The sequence below is a fragment of the Streptococcus sp. 151470009-6 genome, from assembly GCF_053628175.1.
On sequence record NZ_JBSEZF010000001.1, the window covers coordinates 369299 to 393370 of the forward strand.

The following is a 24072-nucleotide window of genomic DNA, read 5'->3' on the forward strand; positions in this document are numbered from 1 at the left end:
TTTAGTCTTTATAAGATACAATGCCAATGATGGTATCCACCGCACGTTCCATAGTCTGAAGACTCACGTATTCAAAACGTCCATGCATGTTTTCACCACCAGCAAAGATATTCGGAGTTGGGATTCCCATAAAGGAAATCTTAGAACCATCTGTTCCACCACGGATTGGTTCGATAATTGGCGTGATACCTAAATCTTCCATAACAGCTTTAGCAATGGTAACAGGAGTCATATCTTTCTCGATGACTTCTTTCATATTGTAGTACTGGTCTGTCAGAGTCAAGGTTACGCGATCATTCCCAAGTTCTTGATTCATCTTGTCAGCAATGTCCTGCATGGCTTCCTTACGAGCTTCAAAGGCATCTTTTTCAAAGTCTCGAATGATATAGCTTGCACGCGCCTCCTCTACACTACCTGATACATCCATAAGATGATAGAAACCTTGGTAACCATCTGTCAGTTCAGGACGATCATTCCCAGGAAGTTGATTATGAAAATCAATCGCTAGCTGAAGGGCATTGACCATCTGACCTTTAGCAGTACCAGGGTGAACATTGCGCCCTTGGAAATGGAGTTCAGCAGCTGCTGCTGAGAAAGTCTCGTACTGAAGTTCACCTAGTGGGCCACCATCAACGGTATAGGCAAAGTCAACGTCAAAATCTTCTGCATCAAACTTGTTAGCACCAATACCGATTTCTTCATCTGGTCCAAAACCAACACGAATCTCACAGTGTTTGATTTCGGGATGAGCAGTCAGATATTCAATAGCAGTCATAATCTCAGCAATCCCTGACTTGTCATCAGCACCCAACAAGGTCCTGCCATCAGTTGTGATAAGCGTTTGGCCATGATATTTTTCAAGACTCTTGAAGTCAGAGGGATCTAGTTTAAATCCAGAATCACCCAAGTCGATAGCTCCCCCATCGTAATTTTCGATGACTTGCGGATTAACTCCCTCAGCATTAAAATCAGCAGTATCCATATGGGAGATGAAGCCAATTTTGCGAGTGAGCTTTGGATCATTAGCTGGTAAGGTTCCAATAGCAAAACCATTTGGTAAGTAGTAGACTTTTTGCAAACCAACACGTTTCATTTCAGGAATAAGAACGTTGGTTGCAAAATCTACCTGACTTTGCGTACTTGGAGTAGTAGTAGAGTGTTCGTCAGATCGCGTATTGACCTTAACGTAGGTCAAGAAACGATCTAAAAGGTTCGGATAAGTCATAAAAACTCCTTTATTTTTCATAAAATAAAGCATACTATTCAGGAAAAAACGATTATGAAATTTCGTGAATTTTGAAAAAATATAATAATTTAAATTCAAAACATTTTCATAGATATTATTGGATTTTTTAGAATAAAATATATGCATTTGTATTTTATGAAATTTTTTTATTCTTTTTTCATTTTACCATAGAATAGTTTGAAAGACAAAGAAGAATCATACTTTTTTATTAATTAACATAATATAAAAATAATCATATTAGTTGACACTGCGTGAAGTTTATTGTACAATAAGCTTGCGAATGTCTAGATTGATATAACAACAGATTCAAAGTATCTTGTTTAAGGAGAATAAAATGAACATTCACTTCGAGTTTAAGAAAGTTCAAATTATTGCGCGCCGTTTAGTTACACTGTTAGCTATTCTCTTTTTGTGTGCTCCGATAAGTCTGTTAAATGCAGATTCTACTACAGAACCTCAGACAAGTCTTCATAAAACGATTACTCCGATATCAGGACAGGATGACAAGTATGAGTTGTCATTGGATATCACTTCCAAACTGGGAACGGAGACCCAAACGGATCCCTTGGATGTTGTTTTAGTAGCAGACCTCTCTGGAAGTATGAATAAAAGAGATGTTCCTTCTTCTACTGGCCGAACAATTACAAGATTGGATGCTTTAAAAAATACCCTTAAAGGAACTCGAGATCGTCAGGGCTTAATTGATACCATTTTATCCAATTCAAATAATCGATTGTCCATGGTAGGTTTTGGTGGAAAAATCGATAATAAGTTTGCGGAACAAGCATGGAATGCCAACTACAGAAAATGGGAGTGGGGGTATCGGTATTGGCCGTATGAAGAGAGAACAGCATTTTATGATGGTGTATCCCCATGGGATGATGCGGAAACAATTTTAAATTGGAATAACGATGCTAGTGGTTCAAAGACTGCAGTCAGTAATATGAGAATTGCTGGTGGTCAATCAATAGGGACTGAATCAGGAATCGGTACAGGAACCAATATTAGCGCGGGTATTCGTATTGCTAATCAATTGATTGATAGTGCAAGACCAAATGCAAAGAAGGTTGTTATTGTTCTATCAGATGGTTTTGCCAATATGTATTACAACGACAGTGGTTATACAGTTTATAACTATAATAATCAAGATGGATCAGAAACGGCGCCTGAATGGTTCTGGAATAATTTAGATGTATCTATCAATAATCTAGCCTATAGTCTTGCTCCAAAACTTGATGGTTTTTATTCCATTAAATTTCGTTATTCAAACAATGTCGACAGTATTACTAGTCTGCAGTATTATATCAGGTACCACAATTCTTCCATTCCTAATGAAATCCTATCCGCAAACAATGAAGACCAGTTACGAGACAATTTCAAAGATATCACTGATAAGATTCTGCCACTGGGGATCCACCACGTGACCATCAAAGATGTTCTTTCTAAGTATGTCCAGCTATTACCGAACGGATCCTCAGAGTTTCGTGTAGTGAAAGAAAAGGATGGAAGTAGTGAAACATTAACTGAGAATCAAGTAACTTTTGATACCAAAACAACTTCAGAAGGATTAGTGGAAGTTGCGGCTAAATTTTCGCCGAATTATTCCTTAGAAGATGGAGCTAGATATGTTCTAAAATTCACTGTTACATCTAGTCAAGAAGCTCTAGATGCTATCGCTGGTGATAAGAAGATAGAGGCTGGTGATGCTGAGGGATCTGATGTCAATAAACTCTACTCCAATAAAGGAGCCAGTGTCACATATTCTTATGGAATAGGCACCTCTCAAACCAAGACCAAAGATTACTCTGACAAACCAACCTTCAAGCCTTCGGATCCATTAACGGTTCCAGTGGAAGTTGAATGGCAGGGTGTGACGGGTGCGAGAACAGTTATAACAGCTAATCAACCAAGTAATGTTGAACTGAAACTGGTTCAAAAGAACAAGAACGGAGGTTCTGATAATCAAGACTATCGAAAGACTAATGTAAATGTTAGAACAAATATCTTTAATGAAACGAGGAACTTTGAAAAAGTTGCTAAAGGATATCAATACGATTTAATAGCACCTGATGTTCCCGCATTTACTAAAGAAATTAAAAATGTTGGTACAGAATCTAGACCATCCTTTAAGGTCGTCTATAAGCAATTACCAAGTCTGACCATCAAAAAAGTGTTGAAATCTGAAAATAACTTGAACAAGGAGTTTAGGATTAAGGTAAAACTAACCTCACCTGATTCTAAACCATTGAATGGAACTTTCGGCGAGATAACTGTTGTGAATGGAGAAGCGGAGATCCGTGTCGAAAAACGGAAACGTTGGAAAGGTGTTCTAAGTTATCTTCCTCGAGGAACACATTACAAGGTTGAAGAAGAAGCGGCATCAACGAATGGTTACCACGTTACATATGAGAATCAAGAAGGAGATTTGAATATAGATGAAACCAGTACAGTAACGAATCACAAGCTTCCGAGTTTATCAGTCACTAAGAAAGTAACGGGAGCCTTTGCCAATCTATTAAAATCCTTTCAAATCACCATTAACTTAAAGGATGCTCAAAATAAACCATTGAATGGGTCCTATAGCGCAACAGTAGATAATCAAAGAACAACCCTACAATTTACTAATGGTAAATCGTCTGTTGATCTTAAGAAAGACCACACCATAAAAATTGATGGACTTCCACTCGGTAGCCATTTCACTATTGAAGAAGAAGCTAGCTCTTCTCGAGGTTATCAGGTTTCCTATGAAAACAAAGAGGGAACTCTTGATTCAGATAAGGCTGCAATAGTCACTAACAATAAAAATAGCGTACCTGAAACCGGAATTGACTTCCTTAGCAGTACACTCGTGTTAGGAATAATCCTTCCTCTAGGAGGAATCTTCTTTACAATTTTACTTGGACACCTTGTGGTGAATAGGAGGAAGTAATGCTACTAAAAAAGAAACATAAGAAACCAGTAACACAAGTCAATCGGGATAAGTCCCCACCGAGTGTATGGGGGGATATCCTCTACTTAGTCAGTAAGCTTCTGATGGTTGGGTTTGTACTGGCCACCCTTTACTTTTTTGTCTTTGGACTATTGAGATACAATGACGATGGCATGAAACCAGCCTTAAAAGATGGCGACTTGGTTGTCTACTATAGGCTAGATAAACGTTATTCTATTGGTGATCTGCTCGTCTATAGTTATAAAGGCAAGGAAAGAGTGGCCCGTGTCATTGCAACCGAAGGAAGTACGATCGATATAAACGAAAATGGTCTCATCATCAACGGTTCTCCTCAACAAGAGCAGGATATCTACAAAGAAACGCTGCTCTATAAGGAAGGGGCTACCTTCCCAATGAAAGTCCCAGCAGGACAACTCTTTGTCCTCGGAGACAATCGAACAACGGCTGTAGACAGTCGTGCTTTTGGAACCATTCCGATACAGGATACCCATGGCAAGGTGGTAACAGTTCTAAGACGACGGGGCTTTTGATGACAATTTATGAAAAAAGAAATTTAAAAATAAAAGGAATAATCATGAAAAAAACATTTTTGAAAAAATTAGTTACTGCAAGTATTGCAGCTGTAACCGCCTTGTCGGTCTTTAGAGGAGTGCCAACATTTGCGGATGAAAACTCTGATGCAACCGCAATGTCTAATGGAGAAACAAATGCACAAGTATCCATTAACAAGGTGTTGAATATTGCAGAAGGAATCACTACACCACTAGCTAACTTTACCTTTACTTTCACTCCGAAAAACGGTAACTCGAATAACGGAGTACCATATGAAACAATCAATGCTTCAAACGGTCAAATAGCAGATAAAACAATTAATTATTCTGAAAGAGATGTTTTGCAACCAAATCAAACTAGTATTAAGAAAGAAACTGGAAATATTTTTGCAAACGTGACTTACACACACGCTGGAGAATATGTCTATACTGTAGCTGAAAAACAAAATGACGGTTGGAGAGCAATTCAAAGAGGTGATGATGCAATTGACTCAATGACATATGATAATCGTAGCTATGAAATGCATGTTATTGTAAAAAATAAATCAACGAGTGGTGTGTATATCTCATCTGTGTACTTTAAACAAGAAACAACAGGGGCCACAGCTAAAGTGAAACCATCTGAAAAAGGGCCTACTTACAAATACGATTTGTTCACAAATATCTATCGTAAAAATGCTGGTAAGATAACAGATCCAAATCACCCCCATCCTAATAATCCGCACCTTGCGAAGTTTAATCCTAAAGTTGACTCATTAGTAATTAAAAAAGTTGTTTCAGGAGGAACTGCAGATAAATCGAAAGATTTCACTTTCAAGCTTACTTTCAAAAAAGCATCTACTGAAGATAGAACATCTATTGTAGGAAAAATCGGGAATGTTTCTAAAACTTTTGAATACGGAAAAGAAACAATAATTACACTACACCATGATCAATCCTTAGTATTTGATACAATCCCAGCAGGTACTCGTTATAAATTGGTTGAAACGGGATCTCAGGGCTATACAGCTTCAGCTGCTTATTGGGAAAATGGAGTATCTAAAACTCAAGCAGGCAGAATTTCAGCTGATTTGACTCAAGATAGTATTTTAGTTGGCGAAAAACGAAATGAAAACACAATCACCAATAGCGTTCAAGACGTTACCCCTACTGGTCTCTTGATTGACAATCTTCCTTTCATCTTGATGATTGGTCTTGGTTTGGCTGGATTTGTTGTTTTGTCTAAAAAACGCAGACAAGCTTAAATAAGTGGTTTAACTTATGAAAATCAAGCGTGAGAAACCAAAAAGGAGTTTGTCTAGGCGTCTGGTCCTTGCTGTAGATGCATTGATGAATCATATCTTGCTCCTCTTGGCAGCCTTAGTCTTTCTCTTTGGTTTCTACGCCCTCTGGGATACCAATCAGGTTTATTCTCAGGCTTCGTCTAGTGAGTATGAAGCCTATAGACCAGTGAGTACCAGTGAGAAAGATGAGCTTGCTAGTTTTTCTGGCTTTCACAAGCTACAGCAAGTCAACCCAGAAGTACTCGGTTGGATCAATGTCTATGGCACCAATATTGACTATCCCTTAGTCCAAGCCAAGGACAATGAAAAGTACCTGAACAAGGATTCAAAGGGAGAATTTGCCGCAACAGGAGCTATTTTCCTTGAGGCTCGAAATGAATCCAAGTTTGAAGACTTTAATACTATCATCTACGGACACCATGTAGAAAATGGGGTTATGTTTGGAGATGTAGCAAAGTTTTCTGATAAGGAGTTTTTTGACCAGCATCGCTACGGTAGTATTTACTATAATGGCGTTGAAAAAGGTCTTGAGATCTTTGAGATGCTCGAGGTGGACGCCTATGACTTTAACATCTACGATCCAGGTATTAATGGAGATGATCGGCGCCAAGAATATATCGATCACTTACTCTCGGTTGCCATCCACAAGCGGGATATTACACTGGGGCCGAATGACCATATCATCCTCCTCAGTACCTGTTTCCTAGACGTTACAAATGGAAGACATATCGTAGTTGCCAAGATTACGGATACGGTTCCAAAGAACACCTTCCATACGAAAAAATCAAAACCATTCCCTTACAGTGTCTTTGATGATTCGTCGCTCGGACGATTTCTCTCATCGATTCCTTTGTGGATATGGTACATCATCTTATTTATCTTGCTCTTGTTATTGATCTTCTTGCTCATCATCCTCTACTTGATCTTGCGACGAAGAAGAGAAGCAAAAGAAGAGGCAGATAGTATTTCTGACTAAACTACTGATAAAAGAGAAAGGGACAGTCTCTCTTGCTCTTTTATTTTCAAGGCTAGAAAGGAGAAAGAAGTGAATATTAAAATGTCTACGAGTCGCAAAGCCATAAAGGTCATTCTATCCCTCTTTTTAGCTTTTTTCTGTCTTTTTACCGGTGATAGGGTCCTTGCGAGCGACTACGATCACTATAATCCCATTGAAAAAGATGCGAGCAGTACTGGTTTTGAAACCCTGCAGCACTTGAATAAGGATGTTTGTGGTTGGATTAGCCTTGATGGAACCAAGGTAGACTATCCTCTCTTGCAGAGTCAGGATAATGTTAAATACCTTGACCGCAATGCCTTTGGCGATTATACTGTGTCAGGCTCTATTTTTCTAGACTATCGTTTTAACCCAAACTTTACCGACTTTAACACCATTATCTATGGTCACTCCATGGCCTCTGGTGCCATGTTTGGTGAGATACAAAAGTTTGCGAATCAAGAGTTTTTCGAAAATCACCGTTATGGCTCTATCTACTACAATGGTCGTGAACGTGGTCTTGAGATATTTGGAATTTTAGAAGTGGATGCCTATGACACGGAGATTTATCGAACCCTGAGTTCCAATGACGAGGAACATCAGGCATACTATCAGTATCTGTTAAGCAAAGCCAAGTACAAGCGAGATGTTTCGCTGACTTCAACAGATAAGATTGTTTTATTAAGCACCTGTTTCCTTAACATAACTAATGGACGACATATCCTTTTAGCTAAAATAACGGATGCGCCGGTAAAAGTAGCACAGGATAAGAGTAGAGAAGCAGTAGGAACGCGGTATTTCGATCATGGAATTCCCAGCCATTGGATCTACATCCTAGCCTTTCTACTCCTTATTATCGTCCTCTTACTTCTTTTCCTCATCATCCTAATCATGAGACGAGATAAAAAGACAAAAGACAAAAAGAAATAGTAGACGTCGGAAGCGTTTACTATTTTTTTCTTTCATGATAAAATAGATAGTGAAAATAATAACATAAGGATGATAACATGAAAAAAGCAATATTGATGATGACCTTTGGATCTCCAGAGGAGATTAGTTTTGAAGGAGTGGCAGAATTCTTTACAAACATTCGTCGTGGAGTTAGACCCCAGGATCACGAGATTCAGACTCTCTATGACAACTATGTCCTTATCGGTGGGACACCCTTGCAGCGGATTACACGTGAGGAGGTTGATTTAGTCAAGGAACGTTTAGTTGAGGAGTACGGTATCTACTTTGCCAACAAATTTTCTCGTCCCTTTATTCCAGACGTGATCCAACAGATGGAGGCTGATGGTGTTGAAGAATGTATCTGCTTGATTTTGGAACCTCATTATTCTTTTTACTCAGTCATGGGGTATGAAAAGTTTCTGGAAAGCCAGCAGATCCGATTTTTAGTAATTAAGGACTGGTATCAACAACAGCCTTTGCTGGACTTCTGGACAGATGAGATTAGAAAAATTTTACGAAATGAGGTGGGAGAAGAGTCCTTCAAGGTAATCTTTTCAGCCCACAGTGTTCCCATTTTTGCTTTAGACTATGGAGATCCATATATCGATCAGATTTTCGATAATAGCAAGCTAATCGCTGAACAACTCGACCTAACAGCCGACCAGTATACCAATACTTGGCAGAGCGAAAGCGATATTGGAATCCCTTGGATCAAGCCAGATGTCTTAGAATATTTACGAGAACAAAAGCAACATCCCGAGCATTATATTTTTGTCCCGATTAGTTTTATCAGTGAGCACATCGAAGTCTTGTTTGACAACGATGTTGAATGTTATGAGTTGTGTCAAGAATTAGGTGTCACCTACCATCGCCCACCTATGCCCAATACGGATAGCCGTTTAATTGACGCTTTAGTTGCTACTGTAAGAGCCAATGAACACAAAGAATTCAAAGCTTTTCTCCCAGAAGAAGAAACCTTTGATGAGTTAGCTCCTTCAGCAACTACCAAGGACATCATGGAGGAGACAAACGACCTTCAGATGCCAGAATTTGTGAAAAAGCTCATTGAGAAAAAAGGCCGTGAAAATGTGAAGATGCCTTACTTGATTAAGAAAATGCTCGAAAAGGCTGGGAAGTTACCAAAAGAGTAAAGAAAAAAGGATTTAGCTTTAATCTAGATCCTTTATTTGTCTTATTTTTTCTCAAGAAGAGCTTTGATTTCTTGAAGAACTTCGAGTTCAGTTGGAGCAGCAGGAGCTTCCTCAACCACTTCCTCTTTCTTACGAAGATTTTGAGCTTTTTCAATACCTTTGATAACAAAGAAGAGAACTGTACCCACAACGAGGAAGTTGATAACAGCGCTCAAGAAGCTACCATAACCAACACCATTCCATGAAAGTTCAGCGATACGTTCAACGTTCGCAGCTTTCAAAGCTGGGTTCAAGAGAAGTGGAGTGATGATATCATTAACAAATGAAGTAACGATAGCACCAAATGCAGAGGCAATGATCACACCGACAGCGAGGTCAACGACATTACCACGAAGCAAAAATGCTTTAAGATCCTTTAACATTTTCATAAATTCCTTTCCAAAAATTTCATTCTTATTATAACTTAAAACCGAACGAAATGCAAGTTTAATGTTTTTGAGATGAATTGCCCTTTTTAAAAATATAGATTTTACTGAGAATATAGTTTAAAATAATGATCAATATCTGTGCTAATATGGTCTCGATAGTATTAACTTTATCTATATTATATTTAACAAACTGGCCAATAACATCAGGAAAGGTTGTAACAAAGATATAAGTTAAAAGAAGATCCAGGCCAAGAGTAGAGAGACGGGCTAAGAAAAATTTAACTAGTCGAATTGTCCAATTCTTCCTCTCTTGTTTAAAAACAAATGTATCATTTGTGATAAAGGCAAAAAGAATACCGATAATATTTGCCAGTGCAGTTGCTAGAATTTCCTGATGGCTGATATGATAGATAGCTAAACGTGATAAAATAGATACTAAAGTAGTAGCACCACCAAAAAATAGATAAGAGAGGATTTCGCTATCAAAAAAAGTTTTTATTAGTTTTTTCATGATTTTAGTATAGCATAAAGTCATATATTGTGCTATACTGGTAAGGTTGATTCACTCAACCCTTGGTGCTTAGCTTCTTTCACCAAGCATATTTTACGCGGGAAACCGCCAAAGGAGAAAACATGAAAAAATTAACTGTTCGTGACATGGCAGATATTGCTATTGTTGCTGCTATCTATGTGGTTTTGACCATTACCCCACCACTAAATGCTATTAGCTTCGGTGCTTACCAGTTCCGTATTTCTGAGATGATGAATTTTTTGGCTTTTTACAACCCTAAATATATCATCGGTGTGACGATTGGTTGTATGATTGCTAATTTCTTTAGCTTTGGCCTAATTGATGTCTTTGTCGGCGGGGGATCTACTCTAGTTTTCCTTAGTCTAGGTGTTTGGCTCTTTAGCAAGTATAAGAAAGACTATTTGTTCAATGGTTTGATTCGAAAAGATCATTTCTTATTTTCAATCCTATTCTCTATTTCAATGATTACCATTGCAGCAGAACTTCATATCGTTGCTGAAGCTCCATTCTTTTTCACTTGGTTTTCTACAGGGATTGGAGAGTTTGCATCCCTTATCGTTGGTGCAATCCTAATCGGAAAACTAGGACAGCGAATCGACCTTACAAAATAAGAAGTTTATAAGCTAGATTCTTGCTAGATCTAGCTTTTTTCATTCCAGAAAATTAAAAGAGAGCGCTTGACAAGAGCATAGAACTATAGTATACTTTTTAGGTAAGCTGATTTAGCTCAGTTGGCAGAGCACATCCATGGTAAGGATGAGGTCGCCGGTTCAATCCCGGCAATTAGCATTAGATAGACAAGAAAACTCTTGATATTCGAGAGTTTTTTATATTTCCCCCGCATTAGCCTTGACAAAGTCAGCAAAGCATAGTAGAATAAAACCTGCGATGAGTCGATAGGTAGTCTTCGGACTGCTATTGAGCATAAGGAGGTCATAACGCAGGAGCGGACCTTGATGAGTTGTGTGAACCTGCTCATCACATGAAGATGCCTCTTAGTCCCTAGTCAATGGCTAGGGATTTTTTATTTTCAGAAAATATAACCCAAAAATGCTTTTCAATTTTTAGAAAAAGTAGTATAATACATCTATTATAGAAATTTTTAGAAAATTCCGAAAGAGGTTATTTATGGGATATACAGTTGCTGTAGTCGGCGCGACAGGTGCTGTCGGAGCTCAGATGATAAAAATGTTGGAAGAATCATCACTTCCTATTGATAAAATTCGTTACCTTGCTTCTGCACGTTCAGCTGGTAAGACTTTGAAATTTAAAGATCAGGAGATTACGATTGAGGAAACAACTGAAACAGCCTTTGAGGGTGTTGATATTGCTCTCTTCTCAGCTGGTGGTTCGACATCTGCTAAGTATGCTCCCTACGCAGTTAAGGCTGGTGCTGTAGTGGTTGATAACACATCTTACTTCCGTCAAAACCCAGATGTACCATTGGTTGTCCCAGAAGTAAATGCTCATGCCTTGGATGCCCACAATGGAATCATTGCCTGCCCGAACTGTTCAACAATCCAAATGATGGTGGCTCTTGAGCCTGTTCGTCAAAAATGGGGCTTGGACCGTATCATCGTTTCAACTTACCAAGCGGTTTCAGGTGCTGGTATGGGAGCGATTCTTGAAACACAACGTGAACTTCGTGAAGTCTTGAATGACGGTGTGAATCCACGTGATTTGCAAGCGGAAATCTTGCCTTCAGGTGGTGATAAGAAACACTATCCAATCGCCTTCAATGCTCTTCCTCAGATCGACTTGTTCACAGACAATGATTACACTTACGAAGAGATGAAGATGACTAAAGAAACTAAGAAAATTATGGAAGATGATAGCATTGCTGTGTCTGCTACATGTGTGCGTATTCCGGTTTTGTCAGCTCACTCTGAGTCTGTTTACATCGAAACAAAAGAAGTTGCGCCAATCGAAGAAGTGAAAGCAGCTATCTCATCCTTCCCAGGTGCAGTTTTGGAGGATGATGTGGCTAACCAAGTTTACCCACAAGCCATCAATGCTGTTGGCTCAAGAGATACCTTTGTCGGTCGTATCCGTAAGGACTTGGATGCTGAAAAAGGAATTCACATGTGGGTTGTTTCAGATAACCTCCTCAAAGGTGCTGCTTGGAACTCTGTACAGATCGCAGAAACGCTTCATGAGCGTGGTTTGGTCCGTCCAACAGCTGAGCTGAAATTTGAATTGAAATAATGGTTTAGGAGTTCGAATGAACTCCTTCTTTGAAATAGAGAGGTGTTTCTCATGTCTTACCAAGATCTAAAAGAATGTAAAATCATTACTGCCTTCATCACTCCTTTCCATGAAGATGGCTCCATCAACTTTGATGCCATTCCAGCCCTTATAGAGCATTTGTTGGATCACCATACAGATGGGATTTTGCTGGCTGGAACGACTGCTGAAAGTCCAACCTTGACCCACGATGAAGAGTTGGAACTCTTTGCTGCTGTACAAAAGGTTGTCAACGGACGTGTTCCTTTGATTGCGGGTATAGGTACCAATGACACACGTGACTCTATCGAGTTTGTCAAAGAAGTTGCAGAATTTGGTGGTTTTGCAGCTGGGCTTGCAATCGTACCTTACTATAACAAACCTTCTCAAGAAGGGATGTATCAGCATTTCAAGGCGATTGCTGATGCCTCAGATTTGCCGATTATCATTTATAACATTCCAGGGCGTGTGGTTGTCGAATTGACTCCTGAGACTATGCTTCGTTTGGCTGACCACCCAAATATCATCGGTGTTAAAGAATGTACTAGCTTGGCTAATATGGCTTACTTGATTGAGCACAAGCCAGAGGAATTTTTGATTTATACTGGTGAAGATGGTGATGCTTTTCATGCTATGAATCTTGGTGCGGACGGGGTTATTTCTGTTGCCTCTCATACAAATGGAGATGAGATGCACGAGATGCTCACTGCCATTGCAGAAAGCGATATGAAAAAAGCAGCAGCTATTCAACGCAAATTCATCCCTAAGGTCAACGCCCTCTTCTCTTATCCAAGTCCTGCTCCAGTTAAGGCTGTTTTGAACTATATGGGATTTGAAGCTGGACCAACTCGATTACCTCTAGTTCCAGCACCAGAAGAAGATGCTAAACGCATTATCAAAGTTGTCGTAGATGGCGACTACGAAGCAACTAAGGCAACTGTAACAGGTGTCCTTAGACCAGATTACTAATAAAGACAATAAAATCCATGAACGCAAGAGCGATCATGGATTTTTCTTATTTTCCTAAACAGAATTGGCTAAAGAGTTGGGTAATGAGTTCATCAGGTGCAGCATCTCCAGTGATTTCTCCGAGAATTTCCCAAGTACGGGTCAAGTCAACTTGGAGAAGGTCGACTGGCATCCCAAGTTCTAGTCCTTCATTAACTGCTTGCAAGCTTTCAACAGCTTTTTCAATCAAGGAAATGTGGCGGGCATTTGACAAGTAAGTGGCGTCTTGCTCAACCAAACCAGCATTCTCAAAGAAAAGGTTGTTGATTCTATCTTCAATCTTATCGATATTTTGATTTTTAAGAACTGAAATACGAATAACATCTTCAGGAAGCTCAGAAGTTTCAATCGCTTCAGGCAGATCAGTCTTGTTAAGAAGAATAATGCGATTAGTGTCTTGACTGATTTCTAGAAGTTGGCAATCTTGGGCGGTTAGCGGTTCACTGGCATTGAGCACTAGTAGAACCAAGTCAGCTTCCTTGAGGGCTTTTTTGGAACGCTCAACACCGATTTGTTCGACGATGTCATCTGTTTCACGGATACCAGCTGTATCAATCAATTTGAGAGGAACACCATTGATATTGATGTATTCTTCAATGACATCACGCGTTGTACCAGCGATATCAGTCACGATAGCCTTGTCTTCACGAAGGAGATTGTTGAGAAGACTGGATTTCCCAACATTGGGACGGCCGATGATAGCTGTTGAAATTCCCTCACGAAGGATTTTACCACGACGAGCTGTTTTAAGGAGATTGGTCAAGAGTTGTTCAAACTCCATAGTTTTCTCACGGACAACTGCAGTAGTAGCTTCCTCAACATCGTCGTACTCAGGATAGTCAATATTGACCTCAACTTGGGCAAGCGTATTGAGGATTTCTTGGCGAGTATTGTTTATGAGATCAGAAAGGGAACCATCTAGTTGTTTGACAGCAATGTTCATAGCCTTGTCTGTCTTGGCACGGATGATGTCCATCACCGCCTCAGCCTGAGTCAGGTCCACACGACCATTGAGGAAGGCGCGCTTGGTAAATTCACCAGGCTCTGCTAACCGAGCTCCTTCACGGATAGCTAGCTGGAGAATTTCATTGGTCACTGCAATCCCACCATGGGTGTTAATTTCGATAATATCTTCACGAGTGAAGGTTCTTGGAGACTTCATGGCTCCAACCATAACCTCGTCCATAACTTTGCCAGTTTGAGGGTCAACGATATGCCCGTAATTAAGCGTGTGGCTAGCAACCTTATTCAGGTCTTTTCCTCTAAAAATCTTTTGGGCAATAGCAAAACTATCTGTTCCGCTCAAGCGGACAATACCAATGGCTCCTTCTCCAAGAGGAGTAGAGATAGCAGCAATGGTATCAAATTCACGTGTAATCATATTTCTTCCTTTAAAACACTTTTCTTGGAAATATCTCCAAGCCTCTTTTCAAATTGTAACAAATTTAAACCATTTCTTCAATGGATGTACTTAGAGATTGAAAAAGCCTAAGCAAATTTGCTTAAGCTTGCTTATTTGGTACGCATTTCACCTTGAGGAAAATATGTTCCTTCAGGCATGTCGTTGATAATGACATGAACAGCAGACTGAGGTGCTCCTGTGTTGCGGACAACTGCTTCAGTAACCTCCTTAGCAAGAGCTTTCTTTTGCTCGAGCGTACGTCCTTCAAACAAATCGATGCGAACAAATGGCATAATAGCTTCCTCCACTAGTTTTTGATTTCTTCTATTTTACCACATTTTGCCGTTTAAAGCTTCAGAAAATTATGATATACTAGAATGTAGCAAAAATTTAGAAATGGACGTGAAATAGAAGCATGGCACAGTTGTATTATCGTTATGGGACTATGAACTCAGGTAAAACGATTGAGATTCTTAAGGTAGCCTATAACTATGAGGAGCAAGGAAAAGGTGTTGTCATCATGACTTCTGCTCTTGATACACGTGATGGTGTTGGTTATGTATCTAGTCGGATTGGTATGAAACGACCAGCTCTTGCGATTGAAGATGATACAGATATCTATGGCTTAATCCGAGATTTGGAAGTAAAACCCTACTGTGTCTTGGTCGATGAGGCCCAGTTTCTCAAGCGTCACCATGTTTACGACCTAGCTCGTGTTGTCGATGAGTTAGACATCCCTGTCATGGCATTTGGTTTGAAGAATGACTTTCGCAATGAACTCTTCGAAGGTTCCAAACATCTCTTACTCTTAGCAGATAAGATTGACGAGATTAAGACCATTTGCCAGTATTGTAAGAAAAAGGCGACCATGGTTCTACGAACTCAAGATGGTGTGCCAGTCTATGATGGCGAACAAATCCAGATCGGTGGCAATGAAACCTATATCTCGGTTTGCCGTAAACATTATTTTGCCCCTGAAATCAATAAGGAGAATAAAGAAAAATGAACATCTATGATCAACTACAAGCTGTAGAAGACCGTTATGAAGAATTAGGAGAATTGCTCAGCGACCCTGATGTGGTATCTGATACCAAACGTTTCATGGAATTGTCCAAAGAAGAGGCTTCAACTCGTGATACAGTAACGGCCTACCGTGAGTACAAACAAGTCCTTCAAAACATCGTTGACGCCGAAGAGATGATTAAGGAATCAGGTGGAGATGCGGACTTGGAGGAAATGGCCAAGCAAGAACTCAAAGATGCTAAGGCTGAAAAAGAAGAGTACGAAGAAAAACTGAAAATCTTGCTCCTTCCAAAGGATCCAAACGATGACAAGAACATCATCCTTGAAATTCGTGGAGCGGCTGGCGGTGATGAAGCAGCACTTTTCGCTGGAGATCTTCTAACTATGTACCAAAAGTATGCGGAAGCCCAAGGTTGGCGCTTTGAAGTCATGGAAGCCTCTATGAACGGTGTCGGTGGATTCAAAGAAGTGGTTGCTATGGTTTCTGGTCAATCCGTTTACTCTAAACTTAAGTATGAGTCTGGTGCCCACCGTGTACAACGTGTCCCAGTGACAGAAAGTCAGGGTCGTGTTCACACCTCTACAGCGACTGTCCTTGTCATGCCAGAGGTCGAAGAAGTAGAGTACGATATTGATCCAAAAGACCTTCGAGTTGATATTTACCACGCATCTGGTGCTGGTGGTCAGAACGTCAACAAGGTTGCGACTGCCGTTCGTATCGTTCACTTGCCAACTAATATCAAGGTTGAGATGCAGGAAGAACGTACCCAGCAGAAGAACCGTGAGAAGGCTATGAAGATTATTCGTGCGCGTGTTGCTGACCATTTTGCACAGATTGCCCAAGATGAGCAAGACGCAGAGCGTAAGTCTACTATCGGTACTGGTGACCGTTCAGAGCGCATCCGTACTTATAATTTTCCACAAAACCGTGTCACAGACCACCGTATTGGCTTGACCCTCCAAAAACTAGATACGATTTTGTCTGGTAAATTAGATGAAGTTGTGGACGCTTTGGTCCTTTACGATCAAACACAGAAATTAGAAGAATTAAACAAATAATGAAATTAGCTCAATTATTTTCAGATTTTGAAGAAGAATTGATAAGACAAGGAGAGGAAGCTGAAAGCCTCTCTTTTGTCTATCGTAGCCTGAAAAAACTCTCTTTTACAGATTTCGTCTTTGCCCTCCAGCAAGAAGCAACAGAGGAAGAAAAACAATTTGTAGAAGAAGTTTACCAGCAGTTAGCGTCCCATAAACCAGCTCAGTATATCATCGGACAGGCAGATTTCTTTGGAATGCAGTTAAAAGTGGATGAGCGGGTTTTGATTCCTCGTCCAGAAACAGAAGAGTTGGTGGAACTCATCCTCACAGAAAATCCTGAGGAAAATCTTAATGTCCTAGATATTGGGACTGGAAGTGGCGCCATAGCTCTTGCATTAGTTAAAAACAGACCAGATTGGTCAGTGACTGCAGCAGATATTTCACAAGATGCACTAGAATTAGCAATGGACAATGCTAAAAATCAAAATCTTAATATATTTTTTAAAAAATCTGATTGTTTTGCAGAAATTTCTGAAAAATATGATATAATTGTATCCAATCCACCCTATATCTCTCGTGAAGATGAGTCAGAGGTCGGTTTGAATGTTTTGCATTCGGAACCTCATCTAGCTCTCTTTGCAGATGAGGATGGCCTAGCTATTTACCGTAGAATTGCGGAAGATGCAAAAGACTATCTCACAGATGGTGGTAAGATTTACCTTGAAATTGGATACAAGCAAGGTCAAGGTGTTCCTGCGCTTTTTAGGAAACATCTTCCTAAAAAACGAGTACGAACACTCAAGGACCAATTTGGTCAAGATAGGATGGTTGTAGTTGATGATGGACAGGATTAGACAAGAGTTGGAAAAGGGCGGAGCTGTTGTTTTGCCTACAGAGACGGTTTACGGCCTATTTGCTAAGGCCTTAGATGAAAAAGCTGTCGACCATGTTTACGAACTCAAACGTCGTCCCAGAGACAAGGCACTTAACCTCAATATCGCCTCTCTAGAGGATATCCTGCACTTTTCTAAGAATCAGCCAACTTATCTACAAAAACTTGTAGAAACCTTTTTACCAGGTCCCTTGACCATTATCCTCGAAGCCAATGACCGAGTTCCCTTTTGGGTCAATTCTGGTCTTGCAACTGTTGGATTTCGGATGCCGAGTCACCCTATTACACTTGATTTGATTCGAGAGACAGGTCCTTTGATTGGGCCGTCTGCCAATATTTCAGGTCAGGCAAGTGGAGTGACCTTTACTCAAATTCTAGAGGATTTTGACCAAGAGGTTCTGGGTCTGGAGGACGACGCTTTTCTAACTGGACAGGATTCGACGATTTTGGATTTGTCTGGAGACAAGGTGAAAATCTTACGCCAGGGGACCATTAAACGAGAAGATATTCTTGCTCAGTTGCCAGAGATTTCTTTTGAGGAGGAATGAGATGCTAAGAGATTTGCAAGAAACAGATGTGAATGCTATATGTGAGATTAACCAAGAGGCTTTGGGCTATTCTTTTAGTCCGGAGGACACAGCTAGTCAACTAGCTAGACTATCTCAGGATTCCCATCATTTCCTACTTGGCTATGAGGATGCAGCCAGCCATGTCCTACTTGGATATGTCCATGCTGAAGCTTATGAATCCCTTTATTCCAAAGCAGGATTTAATATCTTAGGCTTAGCGGTTTCACCTCAAGCACAAGGGCTAGGTATCGGTAAATCCTTGTTGCAAGGGTTGGATCAAGAAGCAAAAAGACGGGGTTATGAGTTTATCCGCTTAAATTCTGCCGATCACCGTCAGGGTGCTCATGCATTTTATGAAAAAGTTGGTTATACTTGTGATAAAGTGCAGAAACGGTTTATTCGCATTCTTTAGTTTATTTTCTTTCTTGTAAAAACAAACTAAAGGACCAGTCACACTAAAAAGGAGAAGACCTATGATTTTTGATAAAGACGATTTTAAAGCATACGATGCTGATCTCTGGAATGCTATTGCCAAAGAAGAAGAACGCCAACAAAACAACATTGAGTTGATTGCTTCGGAAAACGTGGTTTCCAAGGCTGTTATGGCAGCTCAAGGGTCTATCTTGACGAATAAATACGCTGAAGGTTACCCAGGACGCCGTTATTATGGTGGAACGGATGTAGTAGACGTGGTAGAAACTCTAGCTATTGAACGTGCAAAAGAAATTTTCGGTGCTAAATTCGCCAATGTCCAACCTCACTCAGGAAGCCAAGCCAACTGTGCGGCTTACATGGCCTTGATTGAGCCTGGTGATACGGTTATGGGAATGGATTTGGCTGCTGGCGGGCACTTGACCCACGGAGCTCCTGTTAGCTTCTCTGGTCAAACCTACAACTTTGTTTCTTATAGCGTGGATCCTGAAACAGAACTCTTGGACTTTGATGCTATCTTGAAACAAGCCCAAGAAGTAAAACCAAAACTAATCGTAGCGGGTGCTTCAGCCTATTCTCAAATTATCGACTTCTCAAAATTCCGTGAAATCGCAGACGCTGTCGGGGCTAAGCTTATGGTCGATATGGCTCATATCGCTGGTTTGGTTGCAGCTGGTCTTCACCCAAGCCCAGTTCCATACGCTCATATCACAACGACAACGACCCACAAAACCCTTCGTGGGCCTCGTGGTGGTTTGATTTTGACCAATGATGAGGACCTAGCGAAGAAAATCAATTCAGCTATTTTCCCTGGCATCCAAGGTGGACCTTTGGAGCATGTTATTGCTGCCAAGGCTGTGTCATTCAAAGAAGTTTTAGATCCAGCCTTCAAGGAATATGCTGCTAATGTCATCAAAAACAGCAAGGCTATGGCAGCTGTCTTCTTGCAAGACCCTGACTTCCGTATCATTTCTGGCGGGACTGAAAACCACCTCTTCCTAGTCGATGTTACTAAGGTTGTTGAAAACGGAAAAGTGGCTCAAAACTTGCTGGATGAGGTTAATATTACCCTAAATAAAAACTCAATCCCTTACGAAACTTTGTCACCATTCAAGACAAGTGGGATTCGTATCGGAGCAGCAGCCATTACTGCACGTGGATTTGGTGAAGAAGAATGCCGTAAAGTGGCTGAACTCATCATTAAAACTCTTAAGAAAGCAGAAAATGAAGCTGTATTAGAAGAAGTGAGAAGTGAAGTCAAAGCGTTGACAGATGCCTTCCCATTATACGAGGACTAATACTTTTATGGACATTTATATTAAGAAAGCTATTATCCATCAGTTCAGCCCAGATGATACGGAGTTGTTCCTAGCGGATAAGTTTCTCAATATTACTCCAAAAATCGAGGAATACTTGCGCAAAAAAATTGAACGCGTGTATTCGGATGAAGCCAAGACTGGGATTTTCGAGGAAGAAAATCCCTTCTTCAATCACATCGCAGACGATTTGTTGGAGACATCAGTAACCCTGGCTAATCTCTGGAAAGAGGAGTTCAGCATTTCAGAAAATCTCAAGACCAATGACTTGGTTTTTGTTCAGTTTTCTAAAGAAGGTGTAGAGCATTTCGCTTTCTTGCGAATTGCTCTACGGGAAACCTTGACCCACCTTGGAGGAGAAGTTGATAATCCAATCAAGCTGACTCAGAATAACCTGCCGGGATTTGGAACGGGGGCTGATGAGGCCTTGGTCGTCAATCTTCAAAGTCGCAAGTATCACCTGATCGAGAAACGCATCAAGTACAATGGGACTTTTTTGAACTACTTTTCAGAAAATCTCCTAGCTGTCGCTCCTAAGATTTCACCAAAGAAATCTATCAAGGAACTGGAAAAAACAGCCCAGAGAATTGCAGAGTCCTTTAACACAGATGATTTTCAGTTTCAATCCAAGGTCAAATCAGCTATTTTCAACAATCTTGAAGAAAGCAATGAATTGTCACCTGAAAAATTGGCTAATGACCTTTTTGATAACAACCTGACAGCTCGTCTAAGCTTTATCGACCAAGTCAAGGAAGCTGTGCCCGAACCAGTTCAATTTGATGAAATTGATGCCAGTCGTCAGCTCAAGAAATTTGAAAACCAAAAACTTTCCTTGTCAAACGGAATCGAACTCATCGTTCCCAATAATGTTTACCAAGACGCAGAGTCTGTTGAGTTTATCCAAAATGACAATGGAACCTATTCTATCTTAATCAAAAATATCGAGGATATTCAAAGTAAATAATGTTTAAATTTATAAGAAGAATGCTAATGCTAGCAGTCCTTCTTTTTGCTGGATACAAAGCCTATCACATTCGTCAGGATGTAAAGCAAGTCATGACCTACCAACCTATGGTTCGGGAAATCCTTAGTGAAAGAGATACTCCAGCCAATGAAGAGTTGGTGCTCGCCATGATTTATACCGAAACGAAAGGAAAAGAGCGGGACGTTATGCAGTCTAGTGAGTCCGCTAGTGGTACAACCAATACCATTAATGATGATGCCGCTAGTATTCGACAAGGAATTCAAACTCTAACAGATAACCTTTATCTTGCACAAAACAAAGGAGTAGATGTCTGGACAGCCGTTCAAGCCTATAATTTTGGACCTGCCTATATAGACTTTATCGCTCAGAATGGCAAGGAAAATACACTAGCATTAGCCAAACGCTATTCCCGAGAAACGGTCGCTCCTATCCTTGGAAATACCACTGGGAAGACCTACACCTACATCAACCCAATTTCTATCTTTCATGGTGCAGAACTCTATGAAAATGGTGGAAATTATTACTACTCGAGACAGGTACGCTTTAACCTGTATATCACGAAATTCTTTAATTTCTTTTAAGCATCTGGTTTGACCAGATGTTTTTCGCTATAAGCTTTCTTTAAGATTGTTTTATTACCCTAGAAAGGTAAAGGAGGGAATATCCCATGAGAAAGAAATTCTTTCTAACAAGTGCTGCAGTATTGTGGGCTGCAACAGCTATGACGAGTGTCCACGCAGCAACCGATGTTCAAAAAGTAATCGATGAAACCTATGTACAACCTGAATATGTTCTTGGCTCTTCGCTAACTGAAGACCAGAAGAATCAAACTCTTAGCAAACTTGGCTATGACGTATCGAAAGATACCAAAGATATAAAAACCATGACACCTGATATCTATTCGAAAATTATGAATGTGGCTAATGATGCTAGTCTACAGCTCTATTCGTCGGCTAAAATTCAAAAGCTGGGTGACAAATCACCTCTAGAAGTCAAGATTGAAACGCCTGAAAATATCACCAAGGTGACGCAGGATATGTACCGTAACGCAGCAGTGACGCTGGGAGTGGAGCATGCCAAAATCACAGTTGCAGCACCCATTCCAGTTACAGGAGAGAGCGCCCTAGCAGGGATTTACTACTCGTTAGAGGCCAATGGTGCTAAAGTACCGCAAGCCAATAAAGACTTGGCTCAAGAGGAGCTAAAAGCCTTATCAGATATCAATGCTGAAAACAAGGACAAATCAGGCTACGATGCCAATAAACTCAATGTCGCTTTGGCAGATATCAAGGCTGGAATCGCAAAGGCAAAAGAAGCCAAAGGCAATCTGACAGAAGAAGATGTCCGCAAAATCGTTGAAGACACGCTAAAAAACTACAAACTCGATCAGGTTATAACAGGAAACCAGGTCAATATCATCATCAATTTTGCGCTTAATCTCTCAAAGAGTGACATTTTAAACAATGCTGATTTCACTAAAACCCTAAATGACCTCAAGGAAAGTATTGTATCTCAAGCTGGAGATAGTTTTAAAAATATCAACCTCAACTTTGATGCCAATAAAGCGCTAGAAGACGGGGGCAACTTCTTTAGCTCCCTTTGGCAAGCCATTGTCAACTTCTTCAAGAGTTTTGGTGCTTAGGTCATTTCATGATATAATAGATGGTAACAGAAATGTTGCCGTCTTTTTTTGTCGGCTGATAGAAAGTGAAAAATATGTTAAAGAAAAATGATACTGTAGAAGTTGAAATTGTCGATTTGACCCATGAAGGTGCTGGGGTGGCCAAGGTAGAAGGTTTGGTTTTCTTTGTAGAGAATGCTCTACCAACTGAGAAAATCCTCATGCGTGTCCTTAAAGTCAATAAAAAGATTGGCTTTGGGAAGGTTGAAGAATACCTTGTTCAGTCACCTCATCGTAATCTAGACCTTGACCTGGCTTATCTGCGTTCAGGTATCGCTGATTTGGGGCATCTTGCCTATCCAGAGCAGCTCAAGTTTAAAACCAAGCAAGTCAAGGATAGTCTCTACAAAATTGCTGGCATTAGAAATGTAGAGGTCGCTGAGACACTAGGTATGGAACATCCAGTCAAATATCGCAATAAGGCGCAGGTGCCCGTTCGTCGAGTGAATGGTGTCTTGGAAACTGGCTTTTTCCGTAAGAATTCGCATGACCTTATGCCACTCGAAGATTTCTTTATCCAAGATCCAGTGATCGATCAAGTTGTAGTAGTCCTACGTGACTTACTTCGTCGGTATGATTTAAAACCTTATGACGAAAAGGAACAGTCTGGCTTGATTCGGAACCTCGTTGTGCGTCGTGGGCATCATTCAGGACAAATCATGGTTATCTTAGTGACTACACGTCCTAAAATTTTCCGAGTGGAGCAATTGATTGAACAAGTTATCAAGCAGTTCCCAGAGATTGTGTCTGTCATGCAAAATATCAACGACCAGAATACCAATGCGATTTTTGGGAAAGAATGGCGCACTCTTTATGGTCAAGACTATATTACCGATCAGATGTTGGGCAATGACTTCCAAATCGCTGGCCCAGCCTTTTACCAGGTCAATACTCAAATGGCTGAGAAACTTTATCAAACGGCCATTGACTTTGCGGAGTTAAAAGCAGATGATGTGGTGATCGATGCCTATTCGGGTATTGGAACCATTGGTTTATCAGTCGCCAAGCATGTCAAAGAAGTCTACGGTGTTGAAGTGATTCCAGAAGCAGTCGAGAATAGCAAGAAGAATGCTGCATTAAACAATATTACAAATGCTCACTATGTCTGTGACACAGCTGAAAATGCCATGAAGAATTGGCTCAAGGAAGGTATTCAACCAAGTGTTATCCTAGTGGACCCACCACGCAAGGGCTTGACCGAGAGCTTTATCAAAGCAAGCGCCCAAACAGGAGCAGACCGCATCGCTTATATTTCATGTAATGTCGCAACCATGGCGCGTGATATCAAACTCTATCAAGAATTGGGATATGAGTTGAGGAAAGTCCAGCCGGTGGATTTATTTCCGCAGACGCATCATGTTGAGTGTGTGAGTTATTTAGAGAAACGTAGTTAATCCTCAAAAGGTTCCCCAAA

Annotated in this window: 24 protein-coding genes, 1 tRNA gene and 1 riboswitch; of the genes, 20 read left to right on the forward strand and 5 right to left on the reverse strand. The window is 40.4% G+C overall.

Annotated features, from left to right (window positions below):
• Position 1: 1 nt before the first annotated feature.
• Positions 2-1225 carry a peptidase T gene (gene pepT / locus ACUW6H_RS01900; RefSeq protein WP_454360411.1) on the reverse strand — a complete coding sequence of 408 codons (1224 nt, stop codon included), beginning with the start codon at positions 1223-1225 and terminating at the stop codon, positions 2-4.
• 355 nt (positions 1226-1580) lie between these two features.
• Between pepT and pitA the strand changes: the two genes are divergently transcribed.
• The 6 genes from pitA to hemH all read left to right on the forward strand — a co-directional run bounded on the left by pitA (position 1581) and on the right by hemH (position 9126).
• Positions 1581-4175 (forward strand): PI-2 pilus tip adhesin PitA, encoded by a 2595-nt coding sequence (gene pitA / locus ACUW6H_RS01905; protein WP_454360413.1) that lies wholly within the window; start codon positions 1581-1583, stop codon positions 4173-4175.
• On the forward strand, positions 4175-4726 hold the full coding sequence (gene sipA / locus ACUW6H_RS01910) for a PI-2 pilus system signal peptidase SipA (RefSeq protein WP_033605637.1): 552 nt from the start codon (positions 4175-4177) through the stop codon (positions 4724-4726). The genes pitA and sipA overlap by 1 nt, the downstream gene beginning before the upstream one ends.
• A complete protein-coding gene (locus ACUW6H_RS01915; RefSeq protein ID WP_002882385.1) occupies positions 4726-5991 on the forward strand; it encodes a DUF7601 domain-containing protein in 1266 nt (421 codons plus the stop codon). The genes sipA and ACUW6H_RS01915 overlap by 1 nt, the downstream gene beginning before the upstream one ends.
• 16 nt (positions 5992-6007) lie before the next feature.
• Positions 6008-7006: a class B sortase gene (gene srtB, locus ACUW6H_RS01920; RefSeq protein WP_454360416.1), complete on the forward strand. Its 999-nt coding sequence runs from the start codon at positions 6008-6010 to the stop codon at positions 7004-7006.
• 81 nt (positions 7007-7087) lie between these two features.
• Complete coding sequence (gene srtB / locus ACUW6H_RS01925) at positions 7088-7954, forward strand: class B sortase (protein ID WP_454361267.1); 867 nt, start codon at positions 7088-7090, stop codon at positions 7952-7954.
• A gap of 77 nt (positions 7955-8031) precedes the next feature.
• The gene (gene hemH / locus ACUW6H_RS01930; protein WP_454360418.1) at positions 8032-9126 is read left to right on the forward strand and encodes a ferrochelatase; all 1095 of its coding nucleotides are present in this window, start codon (positions 8032-8034) and stop codon (positions 9124-9126) included.
• 41 nt (positions 9127-9167) lie between these two features.
• Here the strand turns inward: hemH and mscL are convergent, their stop codons facing one another.
• Together mscL and ACUW6H_RS01940 are read right to left on the reverse strand one after the other, a co-directional pair.
• Entirely contained in the window at positions 9168-9548 is a 381-nt protein-coding gene (gene mscL / locus ACUW6H_RS01935; protein WP_084911142.1) for a large conductance mechanosensitive channel protein MscL, read from the reverse strand.
• Positions 9549-9612: 64 nt separating this feature from the next.
• Positions 9613-10065: a GtrA family protein gene (locus ACUW6H_RS01940; RefSeq protein ID WP_454360420.1), complete on the reverse strand. Its 453-nt coding sequence runs from the start codon at positions 10063-10065 to the stop codon at positions 9613-9615.
• 28 nt (positions 10066-10093) lie between these two features.
• Positions 10094-10190, forward strand: a riboswitch (PreQ1 riboswitch).
• On the opposite strand from ACUW6H_RS01940, the gene ACUW6H_RS01945 reads away from it, so the two are divergent.
• The 4 genes from ACUW6H_RS01945 (at position 10188) to dapA (ending at position 13278) form a co-directional block, all read left to right on the forward strand.
• Positions 10188-10697: a QueT transporter family protein gene (locus tag ACUW6H_RS01945; protein WP_268705287.1), complete on the forward strand. Its 510-nt coding sequence runs from the start codon at positions 10188-10190 to the stop codon at positions 10695-10697. Its footprint overlaps the riboswitch before it by 3 nt.
• Before the next feature lie 105 nt (positions 10698-10802).
• A tRNA-Thr gene (locus ACUW6H_RS01950) sits at positions 10803-10875 on the forward strand.
• A gap of 339 nt (positions 10876-11214) precedes the next feature.
• Positions 11215-12291, forward strand: a complete 1077-nt coding sequence (locus tag ACUW6H_RS01955; protein WP_454360423.1) for an aspartate-semialdehyde dehydrogenase — start codon at positions 11215-11217, stop codon at positions 12289-12291.
• 51 nt (positions 12292-12342) lie between these two features.
• Complete coding sequence (gene dapA, locus ACUW6H_RS01960; protein ID WP_454360425.1) at positions 12343-13278, forward strand: 4-hydroxy-tetrahydrodipicolinate synthase; 936 nt, start codon at positions 12343-12345, stop codon at positions 13276-13278.
• A gap of 46 nt (positions 13279-13324) precedes the next feature.
• Here dapA and mnmE read toward each other — a convergent pair whose 3' ends face one another.
• Positions 13325-14698, reverse strand: a complete 1374-nt coding sequence (mnmE, locus tag ACUW6H_RS01965) for a tRNA uridine-5-carboxymethylaminomethyl(34) synthesis GTPase MnmE (RefSeq protein WP_454360427.1) — start codon at positions 14696-14698, stop codon at positions 13325-13327.
• A 131-nt stretch (positions 14699-14829) separates the two neighbouring features.
• Entirely contained in the window at positions 14830-15012 is a 183-nt protein-coding gene (locus ACUW6H_RS01970; RefSeq protein WP_001117401.1) for a 4-oxalocrotonate tautomerase, read from the reverse strand.
• Positions 15013-15134: 122 nt separating this feature from the next.
• Between ACUW6H_RS01970 and ACUW6H_RS01975 the strand changes: the two genes are divergently transcribed.
• The 10 genes from ACUW6H_RS01975 (at position 15135) to rlmD (ending at position 24052) form a co-directional block, all read left to right on the forward strand.
• On the forward strand, positions 15135-15725 hold the full coding sequence (locus ACUW6H_RS01975; protein WP_125391051.1) for a thymidine kinase: 591 nt from the start codon (positions 15135-15137) through the stop codon (positions 15723-15725).
• Positions 15722-16801, forward strand: a complete 1080-nt coding sequence (prfA, locus tag ACUW6H_RS01980; RefSeq protein ID WP_001028815.1) for a peptide chain release factor 1 — start codon at positions 15722-15724, stop codon at positions 16799-16801. Before ACUW6H_RS01975 ends, prfA begins: the two co-directional genes overlap by 4 nt.
• The gene (gene prmC / locus ACUW6H_RS01985) at positions 16801-17637 is read left to right on the forward strand and encodes a peptide chain release factor N(5)-glutamine methyltransferase (RefSeq protein ID WP_454360543.1); all 837 of its coding nucleotides are present in this window, start codon (positions 16801-16803) and stop codon (positions 17635-17637) included. Before prfA ends, prmC begins: the two co-directional genes overlap by 1 nt.
• On the forward strand, positions 17621-18223 hold the full coding sequence (locus ACUW6H_RS01990) for an L-threonylcarbamoyladenylate synthase (RefSeq protein ID WP_454360545.1): 603 nt from the start codon (positions 17621-17623) through the stop codon (positions 18221-18223). Before prmC ends, ACUW6H_RS01990 begins: the two co-directional genes overlap by 17 nt.
• Before the next feature lies 1 nt (position 18224).
• On the forward strand, positions 18225-18656 hold the full coding sequence (locus ACUW6H_RS01995; RefSeq protein WP_454360547.1) for a GNAT family N-acetyltransferase: 432 nt from the start codon (positions 18225-18227) through the stop codon (positions 18654-18656).
• A 61-nt stretch (positions 18657-18717) separates the two neighbouring features.
• Entirely contained in the window at positions 18718-19974 is a 1257-nt protein-coding gene (glyA, locus tag ACUW6H_RS02000) for a serine hydroxymethyltransferase (protein WP_454360549.1), read from the forward strand.
• A 7-nt stretch (positions 19975-19981) separates the two neighbouring features.
• Complete coding sequence (locus ACUW6H_RS02005) at positions 19982-20956, forward strand: nucleoid-associated protein (protein ID WP_454360551.1); 975 nt, start codon at positions 19982-19984, stop codon at positions 20954-20956.
• Positions 20956-21558: a lysozyme family protein gene (locus ACUW6H_RS02010; protein ID WP_454360553.1), complete on the forward strand. Its 603-nt coding sequence runs from the start codon at positions 20956-20958 to the stop codon at positions 21556-21558. The genes ACUW6H_RS02005 and ACUW6H_RS02010 overlap by 1 nt, the downstream gene beginning before the upstream one ends.
• 86 nt (positions 21559-21644) lie before the next feature.
• Positions 21645-22619, forward strand: a complete 975-nt coding sequence (locus ACUW6H_RS02015) for a DUF1002 domain-containing protein (RefSeq protein WP_454360555.1) — start codon at positions 21645-21647, stop codon at positions 22617-22619.
• A gap of 74 nt (positions 22620-22693) precedes the next feature.
• Positions 22694-24052 carry a 23S rRNA (uracil(1939)-C(5))-methyltransferase RlmD gene (gene rlmD / locus ACUW6H_RS02020; RefSeq protein WP_454360557.1) on the forward strand — a complete coding sequence of 453 codons (1359 nt, stop codon included), beginning with the start codon at positions 22694-22696 and terminating at the stop codon, positions 24050-24052.
• The last annotated feature ends 20 nt before the right edge of the window (positions 24053-24072 follow it).

What these genes read in the sequence shown, in the direction of transcription:
- pepT (WP_454360411.1), bottom strand. Translation starts at nt 1,225, where the DNA reads ATGACTTATCCGAACCTTTTAGATCGTTTCTTGACCTACGTTAAGGTC.
- pitA (WP_454360413.1), top strand. Translation starts at nt 1,581, where the DNA reads ATGAACATTCACTTCGAGTTTAAGAAAGTTCAAATTATTGCGCGCCGT.
- sipA (WP_033605637.1), top strand. Translation starts at nt 4,175, where the DNA reads ATGCTACTAAAAAAGAAACATAAGAAACCAGTAACACAAGTCAATCGG.
- ACUW6H_RS01915 (WP_002882385.1), top strand. Translation starts at nt 4,726, where the DNA reads ATGACAATTTATGAAAAAAGAAATTTAAAAATAAAAGGAATAATCATG.
- srtB (WP_454360416.1), top strand. Translation starts at nt 6,008, where the DNA reads ATGAAAATCAAGCGTGAGAAACCAAAAAGGAGTTTGTCTAGGCGTCTG.
- srtB (WP_454361267.1), top strand. Translation starts at nt 7,088, where the DNA reads ATGTCTACGAGTCGCAAAGCCATAAAGGTCATTCTATCCCTCTTTTTA.
- hemH (WP_454360418.1), top strand. Translation starts at nt 8,032, where the DNA reads ATGAAAAAAGCAATATTGATGATGACCTTTGGATCTCCAGAGGAGATT.
- mscL (WP_084911142.1), bottom strand. Translation starts at nt 9,548, where the DNA reads ATGTTAAAGGATCTTAAAGCATTTTTGCTTCGTGGTAATGTCGTTGAC.
- ACUW6H_RS01940 (WP_454360420.1), bottom strand. Translation starts at nt 10,065, where the DNA reads ATGAAAAAACTAATAAAAACTTTTTTTGATAGCGAAATCCTCTCTTAT.
- ACUW6H_RS01945 (WP_268705287.1), top strand. Translation starts at nt 10,188, where the DNA reads ATGAAAAAATTAACTGTTCGTGACATGGCAGATATTGCTATTGTTGCT.
- ACUW6H_RS01955 (WP_454360423.1), top strand. Translation starts at nt 11,215, where the DNA reads ATGGGATATACAGTTGCTGTAGTCGGCGCGACAGGTGCTGTCGGAGCT.
- dapA (WP_454360425.1), top strand. Translation starts at nt 12,343, where the DNA reads ATGTCTTACCAAGATCTAAAAGAATGTAAAATCATTACTGCCTTCATC.
- mnmE (WP_454360427.1), bottom strand. Translation starts at nt 14,698, where the DNA reads ATGATTACACGTGAATTTGATACCATTGCTGCTATCTCTACTCCTCTT.
- ACUW6H_RS01970 (WP_001117401.1), bottom strand. Translation starts at nt 15,012, where the DNA reads ATGCCATTTGTTCGCATCGATTTGTTTGAAGGACGTACGCTCGAGCAA.
- ACUW6H_RS01975 (WP_125391051.1), top strand. Translation starts at nt 15,135, where the DNA reads ATGGCACAGTTGTATTATCGTTATGGGACTATGAACTCAGGTAAAACG.
- prfA (WP_001028815.1), top strand. Translation starts at nt 15,722, where the DNA reads ATGAACATCTATGATCAACTACAAGCTGTAGAAGACCGTTATGAAGAA.
- prmC (WP_454360543.1), top strand. Translation starts at nt 16,801, where the DNA reads ATGAAATTAGCTCAATTATTTTCAGATTTTGAAGAAGAATTGATAAGA.
- ACUW6H_RS01990 (WP_454360545.1), top strand. Translation starts at nt 17,621, where the DNA reads ATGATGGACAGGATTAGACAAGAGTTGGAAAAGGGCGGAGCTGTTGTT.
- ACUW6H_RS01995 (WP_454360547.1), top strand. Translation starts at nt 18,225, where the DNA reads ATGCTAAGAGATTTGCAAGAAACAGATGTGAATGCTATATGTGAGATT.
- glyA (WP_454360549.1), top strand. Translation starts at nt 18,718, where the DNA reads ATGATTTTTGATAAAGACGATTTTAAAGCATACGATGCTGATCTCTGG.
- ACUW6H_RS02005 (WP_454360551.1), top strand. Translation starts at nt 19,982, where the DNA reads ATGGACATTTATATTAAGAAAGCTATTATCCATCAGTTCAGCCCAGAT.
- ACUW6H_RS02010 (WP_454360553.1), top strand. Translation starts at nt 20,956, where the DNA reads ATGTTTAAATTTATAAGAAGAATGCTAATGCTAGCAGTCCTTCTTTTT.
- ACUW6H_RS02015 (WP_454360555.1), top strand. Translation starts at nt 21,645, where the DNA reads ATGAGAAAGAAATTCTTTCTAACAAGTGCTGCAGTATTGTGGGCTGCA.
- rlmD (WP_454360557.1), top strand. Translation starts at nt 22,694, where the DNA reads ATGTTAAAGAAAAATGATACTGTAGAAGTTGAAATTGTCGATTTGACC.